Source organism: Chromohalobacter sarecensis, from assembly GCF_023061135.1.
Lineage (GTDB): Bacteria > Pseudomonadota > Gammaproteobacteria > Pseudomonadales > Halomonadaceae > Chromohalobacter > Chromohalobacter sarecensis.
Map to the genome: position 1 here is coordinate 551441 of NZ_JAKGAN010000002.1, position 12474 is coordinate 563914.

Here is a 12474-nt window from a genome sequence, read left to right on the forward strand (position 1 = left end):
AATCATAGCCATGGATTTTTCGTTGTTGCTGGTGTTGGCAGTCGCCGTCACCGGCATTGTCTGGCTGGTCGATATCGTCTGGTGGCGGCGAGCCCGCCGCGCTCGTCTGGAAAAAGCCGAATCGCAAGTCGACGCTGGGTTGGATGCCGACACACGGGGCAAGTTGGTCAAGGAACCCTGGGCGGTGGATTATGCGCGTTCCTTCTTTCCCGTGTTGCTGATCGTGCTGGTGCTGCGGAGTTTCGTGGTCGAGCCGTTTCAGATTCCCTCCGGCTCGATGCGTCCGACGCTCAAGGTCGGGGACTTCATTCTGGTCAACAAATTCACTTACGGGCTGCGGTTACCCGTCATCAATACCAAGGTCGTCGATTTCGGTGAACCCGAGCGCGGCGATGTCATGGTATTCCGCTTCCCGGACGACCCCTCGGTCGACTTCATCAAGCGTGTCATCGGCTTGCCGGGGGATCGCATTCGCTATGAAGACAAGCAGCTTTACGTCAACGGCGAACCGGTCAGTAAATCGGTAACCGGCGATGACATCGAGGCAGCGCCTGGCGAGGAGCTGCTCGAGGAACAGTTGGATGGCGTGGTTCACGCCATTTACAACAATCCCGACGATCCCGGTCCGCAAATGCGCGAGATCGTGGTGCCGGATGGTGAGTATTTCATGATGGGCGACAACCGCGATCATTCCAACGATAGCCGCTACTGGGGCTTCGTACCGGAAGAGAACATCGTGGGTAAGGCGTTCGCCGTTTGGATGCACTGGGATAGCGGCTTGCCGAGTTTTTCTAGTGTCAGAGTCATCGAGTGAACCATACTCTCGAATGACTCATGCTGGGGGAGAGCCATGCTCTCCGCCGCTTCACCCAGAACAGATGAAAAAGGCAGTGTCGTGAGTAGCCCTTTGTACGCCCTCAGTAAACGAATTGGTTACCAGTTTCGCGATGCCGCGCGGCTTGAATTGGCGGTGACCCATCGTAGCTATGGGGGCCAGAACAACGAGCGCCTGGAATTTTTGGGTGACTCCATCGTCAACTTCGTGATCGGCGAAGCGCTGTTTCAGCGTTTTCCCCAGGCCCGAGAAGGTCAGTTGTCGCGTTTGCGCGCGCGGCTGGTGAAAGGGCAGACCCTGGCCGAACTGGCGCGCGAGTTCGAGCTGGGCGAATGCCTGCGACTCGGCTCCGGCGAGATGAAAAGTGGCGGTTACCGGCGCGATTCGATCCTCGCCGATGGCGTGGAAGCGTTGATCGGCGCCATTTATCTCGATGCGGGCATGGACGTCGCCAAGGCGCGGGTGCTGTCGTGGTACGCGACGCGCCTGGAAGCGCTCGATCTGCAGGATAACCAGAAAGACCCCAAGACACGCTTGCAGGAATTTCTGCAGTCGCGGCAGTCGGCGTTGCCGCGTTATGACGTCGTCTCGGTCGAAGGCGAAGCGCACGCGCAGGTCTTTACCATCGAGTGTCATGTCGCGATGCTCGAGGATCATACGTTGGGCGTCGGCTCCAGCCGCCGCCACGCCGAACAGCAAGCCGCCGAAAAGGCGCTGGAAATACTCGAACCTTCCCAGAGCAGACACGCATGACGCAACACTGTGGTTTCGTGGCCATTGTTGGCCGCCCCAATGTCGGCAAATCGACGCTGATGAATCGGATTCTTGGGCAAAAGATATCCATCACCTCACGGCGCCCGCAAACGACGCGCCATCAGGTGATGGGCATCAAGACCGAAGAAGATACCCAGTTCATCTATGTCGATACACCGGGCATGCACATTCAGACGCGCGATCGCAACAAGGCGATCAATCGCTTCATGAATCAGGCCGCTACGCACGCCCTGCGCGATATCGACTGCGTCATCTTCATCGTCGACCGCACCAAGTGGACCGAGGAAGACGATGTAGTACTCGAGAAGCTCAGCAACGTGCCGGCACCGGTGATTCTGGCCGTCAACAAGGTCGACTGGCTCGAGGACAAGAGCAGTCTGTTGCCGTGGCTGGATAGCGTGAGCAAGAAGCGCGAGTTCGCGGCCATCGTGCCGCTCTCGGCCAAGAACGGCACCAACGTGCCCGAACTTGAAGCCGAAGTCGCCCAGCGCTTGCCGGAAAGCGTGCACTACTTCTCGGAAGAGCAGGTCACCAACAAGAGTCAGCGTTTCCTGGCCGCCGAGTTGGTGCGCGAGAAGGTCATGCGTCAGTTGGGTGACGAACTGCCGTATCAGATGACCGTCGAGATCGAGGAATTCAAGGATGACGGCAAGACGCTGCACATCAGTGCTTTGATTCTGGTCGAACGCTCGGGACAGAAGAAAATTCTGATCGGCGATCAGGGCGAACGGATCAAGAACATCGGCCGCGAAGCCCGTCTGGAGATGGAGCGTGCTTTCGATGCCAAGGTCATGCTCAACCTCTGGGTGAAGGTTAAGCGGGGCTGGTCCGACGACGATCGCGCCCTGAAGAGCCTGGGTTACGATCTCGACTGATGGCGCCTGCCATGGCGTATGGATGCCGCGATGACGCCTGAACCGGCCTTTCTACTGCATAAGCGTCCCTATCGTGAGACCAGCGCCATCGTCGAGTTGCTGACGCTCACCCAGGGGCGCGTGCGTGCCGTTGCCCAAGGCGTGCAGCGCGGTGGCAGCAAGGCGCGCGGCATTCTGCAACCGTTTTCCCCCCTGCATGTCACCTGGAGCGGCAACGGCGAGCTTAAGCGTTTGCGTCTGCTCGAAAGCCAGGGCAGTACGGCCTTGCTAGCCGGTGAAGGGTTGCTGTGCGGATTTTACGCCAACGAACTCATGGCGCGGGCATTGCCGCTGGAGTATCCGGTAGGCGACGTTTTTTCGGTATACGCGCTGACGCTTGAGGCCCTGCCATCGCCGGCCAAGCGAGCGGGAGCGTTGAGACGCCTGGAAATCACCCTGCTGGAAAGCCTCGACATGGCGCCGCGTTTCGTCGATGAGCACGATGCTCCGCTGGATGCCTACACGCATTATCTGTACCACGCCGAGGGGCATTGTTTTCGTGCCGTCGCGGCCGGCCAGGGCGGCATCGACGGACGCAGCCTCAAATGGCTGGCGCGGGGCGACTGGGAGGCGCCGGGGCTGGCGGGCGTTGCCAAGCATGTCACGCGTGCGGCATTGGCGCCCTTATTAGGTGAGCGCCCGCTGCGCTCGCGAGAATTGATGCGGCGACTGGCCGAGCGTCGACGCGCCAACTAGATACCGAACGCAAGCCTAATCGCTCATTTCATACTTTTTCATTGAAAGGAATCCGCCATGCATCCGCCACGTATTCTATTGGGCGTCAACATTGACCATATCGCTACGCTGCGCCAGGCCCGCGGGACACGCTATCCCGATCCCGTGCAGGCGGCGATGTTGGCCGAAGAGGCCGGCGCCGACGGCATTACCCTGCACCTGCGCGAAGATCGCCGCCATATCCAGGAGCGCGACGTGCGCGTGCTCGCCGAAACACTGGCCACGCGCATGAACCTGGAAATGGCCGTGACCGAGGAGATGATTGCCTTCGCCGAGGCGTTGCGTCCCGCCAACGTCTGCCTGGTACCCGAACAACGCGAAGAGCTTACCACCGAAGGTGGGCTCGATGTCGCCGGCGCACGCGAGCGCGTCGGTGAGGCCTGTCGGCGCCTGGCGGCAGCGGGCTGTGAAGTGTCGCTGTTCATCGACCCCGAGCCGGCCCAGATCCAGGCCGCGTTCGAGTTGGGTGCGCCGACCGTCGAGCTGCATACCGGGGCGTATGCCGAGGCCAGTGGCGAAGCACAGCGTATCGAGTACCAGCGCCTGGTGGCGGCGGCCGAGATGGCGTTCGAGCTGGGGCTGACGGTCAATGCTGGTCACGGGTTGCATTACCACAACGTCGAGGCGATTGCCGCGATCCCCGGTATCCACGAACTCAACATCGGGCACGCGATCATTGCACGGGCGCTGTTCGTCGGCCTCAAGGAGGCCGTGGCGGACATGAAGCGCCTCGCGATCGCCGGACAGGAAGCCGGGGTCATGGCGCAGCTCGATGCCCATGAGCACGACCACGACCACGATCATGACGATACCGGCGAGTGCTGCGGCGCTTGAGCCTGGGTTCGTCAGTGCTCGGTCTGCCAGTACTCGGCCTGCCACTCGCGTAGCCGCGTGATCGCGGTCTGAAGTGCCGCATAGAGTCCCTGGCAGGCCTCGAGGCCCTGGGCCTTGAAGCGGGTTTCCAGCGTCTCCGCCAATAAGGCCAGTTGCGGCACGCCGCAGTAGCGGCAGGCGCCATTGAGACGATGGACCTGCTCATGGAAAGCCTCGGCATCTTGGGCGGCCCAAGCGGCGTGAATCGCCTGCTCGGATTCATCCAGATGCTCGAACAGCAGGCTGAGCATATCGTGCGCCAGCGCCTCGCGCCCTCCGGCCATGCGCATGCCAAGCTGCATATCGACCACCGGTAATTCATCCCCAGCGGTATCGTCCTGAGCTGTTGGCGTCGGTGCCGCGTCGGGCGGTGGTGCGGGAAGCGCCGTGGGACGAGGGTCGGACGCGGAATTGACGGTATCGCCCAGGTGGCGCTTGAGCAGAGCGTCCAGCGCCGCTTCGCGGATCGGTTTGATCAAGCAGTCGCTCATGCCGTCGCGCAGCAACTGTTGGCGTTCCTCTTCGAGCGCGTGGGCGGTCAGTGCCACGATAGGCTGCCGCTGCCAGTCGTCGCTAAGCGCGCGGAGCGCTTTCATGGTGTCCACACCGTTCATGCCGGGCATCTGGATATCCATCAACACCAGGGAAATGGACTCGCCATGCGCTATTGCCAGCGCCTCCTCGCCGCTTCCCGCGAGTAGCGGCGTCAAGCCACGGTCTTGGAGTAGTTCCTTGACCAGCAAGCGGTTGGAGGGTGTGTCATCGACGACCAGCACCTTCCCGGAAGGCGCGAGCGATGATGCTTCCGGTATCGTGCGCGACGACTCGCGTTCGCCTGTCAACAAGGCATTGAGGGCATTGCCCAGCCCGCGTCGCGACACAGGCTTGGTAGTGATTTCGCCACCGTGGGGAAGCGCTAGATCGGGCAACTCGAAGGGGTCGGCATTGACCAACAGCAGCCCGGGGCAGGCGCACTGATTCAGCACCTCGCGCCAGGCCGCGATCTCGCGGGGACGCAGGTCGTCATGAGTCAGCCCCAGCACCAATAGATCGATCTCCGGCGGCGGGGTCTTGCAGGCATTCCGTGAGGACAGCGACACGACGTGGGCATCCCAGCGCTCGAGCAGATGCGTAAAGGTTCGACGGCTGGCGGCGTGGGCTTCGAACAAACCGACGCGATAACCGCCCAGGTTCAATTCGGGAAGGCGTTCGCGTTGTTGCGTGGCGATGAGCGTCAGCGAAAACGTGAAGGTCGTGCCTTCGCCGCTCTCGCTTTCAACGTCGATCTCACCGCCCATCTGCTCCACCAGACGCTTGCTTATCATCAGCCCCAGTCCGGTGCCGCCGTATTGGCGCGAGCGGCTGGCATCGCCCTGGCTGAAAGCCTGAAAAAGTCGCTCGCGACTCGCTAGATCGAGGCCGATGCCGGTATCGCGCACGCTGATGCGTAGCTTGGTGCTGGTGGTGCTGAGATCATCGAGCATGACGCGGACCACGACCTCGCCGCGCTCGGTGAATTTGACGGCGTTATTGACCAGATTGGTAAGCACCTGCTTGATACGTAGCGGATCGCCGAGCAGTTGGTCGGGCACATCGTCGTAGACCAGTCCCAAAAGATGCAGGCTCTTGCGTTGGGCGTTGGGCGCCTGCAGGCCGAGCACCTCATCGACCAGCGCCACCATGTCTACCGGCACGGTTTCCAGCTCGAGCTTGCCGGCCTCGATCTTGGAGAAGTCCAGCACATCGCTGATCAGCGAAAGCAGGTTGTCCGAGGCGGTTTGTACCTGTTCGAGCCATTCGCGCTGGCGGCTGTCCAGAGCACTGCGTCCGAGCAGTTGGCAGAACCCGATGATGCCGTTGAGAGGCGTGCGGATTTCATGGCTGATATTGGCCAGAAACTGGGACTTGATGCGATTGGCTTCCAGCGCGCGGCGATGGGCCATATCGAGTTCGATGTTCTTGACCTCGATGGTTTCCATCGACTCGCGCAAATCGAAGGTCGTCTGATCGATCTGTGCCTGGGTGTCCTCGCGCAGGCGCATCATGTGATCGCCCAGGGCGTTGAGCTGATGCCCCAGCGTGGCCAGTTCGCGCGCGCCGCGAGGCTTCAGGCGAGCGCTGTAATCGCCGCCGTTGAGGCGTTCGAGCAAGTCGATCTGATGTTGCAATGGCCGGGTCAGACGGCGGCTCAAGGGGTAAGCGAGCAAGAACAGCAGCAGGCCCAGCACCAATCCGGCCATGCCGTGGCCGGCTAGCTGGCGATAAAAGGCCAGCGTCAGTGTCGTGGTACCCATATCGACATCGAGCCAGTAGGCCGTGGCATCGCCTGCCGTGTCCTGGTCCGTGTCGACCGTGCCCATGGGTTGCAGCCAGCGCCAGCGTTGCGCGTGCTCCTGCAATGTGCCCTGGGTTGGCATCGGCCGGGCGGGGTCGTGCTGCGTTTCGCCGAGGCTGAGCACGGCCTCACCGTCGCCATCGCGAACGCTGACAGCGTCGATTTCATCGATATCCAGCAGGCGTTGGGCCAACTGGCGGAGATGCTCGTCACGTCCTTCATTGAGCGCCAGCGTGAAGGCCGGTGCCAAAGTGGTGGTGACATCGGCGATGCGTGTGACGAGAGCCTGGCGCGCCTCCTGGCGCCCGGCATAGACGTCATACGCCCCATAGGCGATTCCCACGCCGAGTGGCAAACCCAGCAATAAAAGCAGCAAACGCAGCCTTAATGACATTCCGACCGCTCCCTTCGTGTTCCCCATCGCCAGTATGCCACACTCAGCGGGTTCGCCTGTCGCCGACGGGCGGTCCCGGATATAATTGGGCGCAGCGAATAACCGACGAATGCGTTCCAAAGCGACGCGCATCGCTCACGCCAGGCGTATCGATGGGGGTCGCGGTCAGCAAAGGATGAATCCATGCAATTTCCCACTCTCGCGGATGTGGTCGGCCACACGCCGTTGGTTCGTTTGACCCGGCTGAACGCAGGTCGAAACAACACGTTATTGGCCAAGCTGGAGGGCAACAACCCGGCGGGCTCGGTCAAGGACCGCCCGGCGCTATCGATGCTTGGAGAGGCCGAGGCGCGTGGCGAGATCAGCCCTGGCGATACCCTGATCGAGGCGACCTCGGGCAATACCGGCATCGCGTTGGCCATGGCGGCGGCGATCAAGGGATATCGCATGACCTTGATCATGCCCGAGAGCGCTTCCAGCGAGCGCAAGCAGGCGATGGCTGCTTATGGCGCGCAGTTGATCGAGGTCAGCAAGGAGGCGGGCATGGAAGGCGCCCGCGACCTGGCCGATGAGATGATCGCGCGGGGCGAGGGTAAGCCGCTCAACCAGTTCGCCAATACTGATAATCCCTTGTCGCACTATCGCACCACCGGGCCGGAGCTCTGGGAGCAGACCGACGGGCAAATCACCCATTTCGTCAGCTCGATGGGCACCACCGGCACCATCATGGGCGTCTCGCAGTATCTCAAGGAACGCCGCAGCGACATTCAGATCGTCGGCCTGCAGCCTGCCGATGGCGCCAGCATCGCCGGCATTCGTCGCTGGCCGCAGGAGTACCTGCCGAGCATTTTCGATGCCTCACGGGTCGACGTTACTTTGGATATCGGCCAGCAGGAAGCCGAGGAACATATGCGTCTGCTCGCCCGCGAAGAAGGCATTCTGGCGGGCGTCTCTTCCGGTGGCGCGCTCGCCGGTGCGCTACGTATCGCCGAGCAAGTGGAAAACGCGGTGATCGTGTTCATCGTCTGCGACCGAGGTGACCGTTACCTGTCCACCGGCCTGTTCGCCCCGGAGCGCTGAGATGGCGATGCTGGGCAAGCGGCGCCCACCGCGTGCCGCCACGAATCGTGTGCGTCGGGAAAGCGGGACGAATGCGCCGCGCGGTGACGAGGCGGCAGATACGTTGACCATCGAGCGCCTGGCGCATGATGGGCGGGGCGTGGCTCGCGACCCGCAGGGCAAGACGGTGTTTGTCGATCAAGCGCTCCCCGGCGAGCGCGTGCGCATCGCCGTGCATCGTCAGCGCAAGCGCTTCGACGAGGCGCATGTCGTCGAGTGTCTCGAACCCTCTCCACAGCGGGTGACACCGCCTTGTGCGTACTATGGGCGTTGCGGCGGTTGTGACTTGCAGCATCTGGCGCTCGAGGATCAGCGCACTCACAAGCAGCGTACGTTCGAGGAACTGTTCGCACGTCAGGGGCTCGGCCTCCCCGAGGTGCAGCGCTTGGCCGGCGAGGGCTTGGGCTATCGGCGTCGCGCGCGTCTGGGCGTCAAATGCGATGCCCAGGGCTCGCCGCACCTCGGCTTTCGTGCCCGGGGCAGCGAGCATTTGATCGATATCGATACGTGCGTGGTGCTCGAGCCCATGCTGGCGGACTTGATCGCCCCGCTGCGCGAATGCCTGGCCACGCTAGAGGCGCCGCGACGCGTCGGCCACATCGAACTGCTCGCCACCGCTGAAGGCGCCTGCGTGGTGATACGTCAATTGCGCGATGTGCCCGGTGACGAAACGCGCTGGCAACGTTTCGCCGCCGAACACGACATCACCCTGGTCTGGCAGGTGGGGCGTGAATCGCCCACCCTGCGCTGGTTGCGCGCGCCGTTCGGCGAGACGCTGCACGTCACGCTGGCGCTGGATGACACCACCTTGCAACTGGGATGCGCGCCGGGCGATTTCCTGCAGATCAATGCCGAGGTCAATGCCCAACTGGTGCGCACGGCGCTACGTTGGCTTGCACCACAGGGGCACGAAAGCGTGCTTGACCTGTTTGCCGGCGTGGGCAATTTCACCCTGGCGCTATCGCCGCATGTGGCCGCGATCAGCGGCATCGAAGGCAGCCCGGCGATGGTCGAGCGCCTTGCCGACAACGCGCGCCGCGCCGGCTTGCACCATGTCGAGGCACATCAGGCCGACCTGGCCGCGCGCATGCCCGATGTCGAAGCTATCGATTGGGTGGTGCTTGACCCGCCGCGTGGCGGTGCCGAAGCGCTGTGCCGGGGGCTTGCCGAGCATCCGGTGGAAAAGGTGCTGTATGTCTCATGCGATCCCGCCGCGCTGGCGCGGGATACGGCACATCTTGTGCAAGGTGGCTACTGCATCGAACGTGCTGCGGTGGTGGATATGTTTCCGCACACCGCGCACTTGGAGTCCATGCTGTTGCTGACCCGCGAGGTATCGCGTGGTCGGTCCATGTCCGCAGAAAGGGAAGATCATGGTCAAGGTCCGTGAAGACCAGCCGCTGACGCCGACCGGCGAGGTCGATATCGCATTGTGGTTGAAGCGCCTCCAGGACGATGTCGTATTGCGCGATGTCGAGGAGATGCGCGAGGCCTGCGAACTTGCTCGACATCTGGCCTATAACGCCGAGAAACCGCACCACAACTGGGCTGAGCCGGGGTCGGGCTTTCGCACCGGCCTGGAAATGGCCGATATTCTCGGTGAACTCAAGCTCGATCAGTCGATCCTCGAGGCGGCGGTACTCTACCGCGTGGTACGCGAGGGGCTGATCACGCTGGAGGCCATCGAGAAGCGCTTCGGCTCGGAAGTCGCGTCGTTGATCGACGGCGTGCTGCACATGGCGGCGATCAGCCAACTGCAGGCGCCGCGCCAGGGGTTGTCGCAGCACAATCAGCAGGAAAACCTGCGCAAGATGCTGGTGGCGATGGTCGATGACGTGCGCGTCGCCCTGATCAAGATCGCCGAGCGTACCTGTGCGCTGCGTATGGTGCGCGATGCGCCGCGTGATAAGCGTCTGCGGGTAGCGCGCGAGGTCTTCGATATCTACGCGCCGCTGGCCCACCGCCTGGGCATCGGGCAGCTCAAGTGGGAACTCGAGGACCTGTCGTTCCGTTATCTGCAAGAGAGCGACTACAAGGCCATCGCCAAACAATTGGCCGAGAAGCGCCTCGACCGCGACCGCTACATCCATGACGTGGTGGAAACCATCAAGGGATTGCTCGATCAGCAAGGCATCAAGCAATACGATGTCGACGGCCGCGCCAAGCATATCTATTCGATCTGGCGCAAGATGCAGCGCAAGCACATCGATTTCTCGCAGGTCTACGACGTGCGCGCGGTGCGCATTCTGGTGCCGGAAGTCGCCGACTGCTATACCGCACTGGGGATCGTGCATTCGAGCTGGCATCACGTGCCGCATGAATTCGACGATTACATCGCCAATCCCAAGCGCAATGGCTATCAATCGCTGCACACGGCGGTGATCGGCCCCGAGAACAAGGTGCTGGAGATTCAGATCCGCACCTTCGCCATGCACGAGGAGGCCGAGCTCGGCGTCTGTGCCCACTGGCGTTACAAGGGCCACGATGTCGATTCGAAAAGCCGCAGCTACGAGGAGAAGATCGCCTGGTTGCGCCAGGTGCTCGAATGGCAGGAAGAAGTCGGCGAACTGGGCGACTTGAGCGAGGGGCTCACCAGCGACGTGGCGCCGGATCGAATCTACGTCTTCACCCCGGACGGCCATGTCATCGACATGCCCAAGATCGCCACGCCCATCGACTTCGCCTATCGCGTGCATACCGAGGTCGGGCATCTGTGCCGGGGCGCCAAGGTCGACGGCCGCATCGTGCCGTTGACCTATCAGCTCGAAACCGGGCAGCAGGTCGAGATCCTCACCGCGACCAAGGGTGGGCCGAGCCGTGACTGGCTCAACCCTAACCTGGGCTTCGTCAGGACCTCGCGGGCGCGGGCCAAGATCCAGGCATGGTTCAAGTACCAGGCGCGCAGCCAGAATATCGAAGAAGGGCGCGCGTTGTTCGAGAAGGCGTTTCGGCGCCTGGACATCGAGGGCGTGGATTTCGACGCCCTGGCGCAAGCCGTCAATTACCAGACGGTCGAAGACATGTATGCCGCTATCGGCGGCGGCGATCTACGCATCGGGCAGGTGCTGCACCAGGCGCAGCAACTCTTCGGCGACACCGACGATCAGGAACAGCTCGACCGCCTGCTGGCCAAGCCGCGGCGCTCATCTCGGGAGGCGGTGGACGACATCACCGTGCTGGGTGTCGGCAACCTCAAGACCTCGATGGCCAATTGCTGCCATCCGGTGCCCGGCGATCAGATCGTCGGCTATATCACCCAGGGGCGCGGCGTGACCATCCACCGTCAGGATTGCCCCAATATCCTGCAGCTGCGTGCCGAGGAGCCGCGCCGCATCGTCGATGTCGAGTGGGGTAACGCCAGCGCTCAATACCCGGTGGATATCGAGATTGAAGCCTGGGACCGCTCGGGATTACTGCGCGATGTCACGCACATTCTCACCAGTGATCGCATCAACGTGCTGTCGGTCAATACGCTCACCGACAAGCATGACAACCTGGCGCGCATGAAGATCACCTTGGAAGTCGATGGCCTCGAGGCTTTAGAGCGCATCTTTTCGCGCATTCAGCAGCTGCCCAACGTCATCGACGTCAAGCGGCTGCGCAGTGGAGGAGGCAAGACAGCATGAGCGAGGCATCCGCACGTTATGGTCTCGACGATCTTTTGACGTTGATGGCGGTGTTGCGGGACGCCGATCAAGGTTGCCCCTGGGACGTCAAGCAGGATTGGGACAGCATCGTCCCGCACACCTTGGAAGAGGCCTACGAAGTGGCCGATGCCATCGAGCGCCGCGCCTTCGACGAGCTGCCCGGCGAGTTGGGCGATTTGTTGTTCCAAGTCGTCTACTACAGCCAGTTCGCGCGGGAGGAAGGGCGCTTCGATTTTCACGACGTCGTCGATGTGTTGACTGCCAAGATGGTGGCGCGCCATCCGCATGTCTTCCCCGAGGGCACGCTTGATTCGCGGCGCCCGGCCGGCGTTTCCGCCGACAAGGTCGAAACGGCGGGCGTCAAGACGCGCTGGGAAGCCCTCAAGGCGCAGGAGCGCGAGACCCGCGAGGCGGTGTCGGTGCTGGATGACGTGCCACGCACGCTGCCGGCCCTCTCGCGTGGTGCCAAGCTCTCCAAGCGCACCGCGCGGGTTGGCTTCGACTGGCCCGATGAGCGCGGCGTCTACGACAAGATCCGCGAAGAGCTGGCGGAAGTCGAGGAGGTCGCAGAGCAGCAAGACGCCGACCACGTGCGCGAGGAGATCGGCGACCTGCTGTTCGCCGTGACCAACCTGGCTAGGCGCTTCGATATCGACCCCGAGCGCGCGCTGCGCGAAGCCAATGACAAGTTCGAGCGCCGCTTTTGTCATGTGGAGCGTGCGCTGGCGGAGCGGGGCGACTCCCTCGAGGCCTCGTCCCTCGACGAGATGGAGCGTCACTGGCAAGCCGCCAAGCAGCGTGAAACCTCGGCGTCCTGAGGGGAACATTCGTTGTGGGTGTCGGCGTGC

General features: G+C 62.5%; 10 protein-coding genes. 9 read left to right on the forward strand and 1 reads right to left on the reverse strand.

Annotated elements, in window-relative coordinates; all coding sequences use genetic code 11:
* Positions 1-10: 10 nt before the first annotated feature.
* From lepB to pdxJ, 5 genes are all read left to right on the forward strand, one after another.
* Positions 11-814 (forward strand): signal peptidase I, encoded by an 804-nt coding sequence (lepB, locus tag L1071_RS05415; RefSeq protein WP_246969618.1) that lies wholly within the window; start codon positions 11-13, stop codon positions 812-814.
* 81 nt (positions 815-895) lie between these two features.
* Positions 896-1588: a ribonuclease III gene (gene rnc, locus L1071_RS05420; protein ID WP_246969620.1), complete on the forward strand. Its 693-nt coding sequence runs from the start codon at positions 896-898 to the stop codon at positions 1586-1588.
* Complete coding sequence (gene era, locus L1071_RS05425; RefSeq protein ID WP_246969622.1) at positions 1585-2484, forward strand: GTPase Era; 900 nt, start codon at positions 1585-1587, stop codon at positions 2482-2484. The genes rnc and era overlap by 4 nt, the downstream gene beginning before the upstream one ends.
* A gap of 30 nt (positions 2485-2514) precedes the next feature.
* Positions 2515-3219 (forward strand): DNA repair protein RecO, encoded by a 705-nt coding sequence (gene recO / locus L1071_RS05430; RefSeq protein ID WP_246969624.1) that lies wholly within the window; start codon positions 2515-2517, stop codon positions 3217-3219.
* A 57-nt stretch (positions 3220-3276) separates the two neighbouring features.
* Positions 3277-4092 carry a pyridoxine 5'-phosphate synthase gene (gene pdxJ, locus L1071_RS05435; protein ID WP_246969626.1) on the forward strand — a complete coding sequence of 272 codons (816 nt, stop codon included), beginning with the start codon at positions 3277-3279 and terminating at the stop codon, positions 4090-4092.
* Between the two features lie 11 nt (positions 4093-4103).
* On the opposite strand, the gene L1071_RS05440 is transcribed toward pdxJ, so the two are convergent.
* Positions 4104-6860: an ATP-binding protein gene (locus L1071_RS05440; protein WP_246969628.1), complete on the reverse strand. Its 2757-nt coding sequence runs from the start codon at positions 6858-6860 to the stop codon at positions 4104-4106.
* Between the two features lie 183 nt (positions 6861-7043).
* Between L1071_RS05440 and cysM the strand changes: the two genes are divergently transcribed.
* Genes cysM through mazG form a run of 4 tightly spaced genes read left to right on the forward strand, consistent with a single transcriptional unit; the run spans position 7044 to position 12444 of the window.
* On the forward strand, positions 7044-7940 hold the full coding sequence (gene cysM, locus L1071_RS05445; RefSeq protein ID WP_246969630.1) for a cysteine synthase CysM: 897 nt from the start codon (positions 7044-7046) through the stop codon (positions 7938-7940).
* A gap of 1 nt (position 7941) precedes the next feature.
* Positions 7942-9369: a 23S rRNA (uracil(1939)-C(5))-methyltransferase RlmD gene (rlmD, locus tag L1071_RS05450; RefSeq protein ID WP_246969632.1), complete on the forward strand. Its 1428-nt coding sequence runs from the start codon at positions 7942-7944 to the stop codon at positions 9367-9369.
* Positions 9353-11605, forward strand: coding sequence for a GTP diphosphokinase (gene relA / locus L1071_RS05455; protein WP_246969634.1), 2253 nt, complete (start codon positions 9353-9355; stop codon positions 11603-11605). The genes rlmD and relA overlap by 17 nt, the downstream gene beginning before the upstream one ends.
* Positions 11602-12444, forward strand: coding sequence for a nucleoside triphosphate pyrophosphohydrolase (mazG, locus tag L1071_RS05460; protein ID WP_246969636.1), 843 nt, complete (start codon positions 11602-11604; stop codon positions 12442-12444). The genes relA and mazG overlap by 4 nt, the downstream gene beginning before the upstream one ends.
* Positions 12445-12474 lie beyond the last annotated feature (30 nt).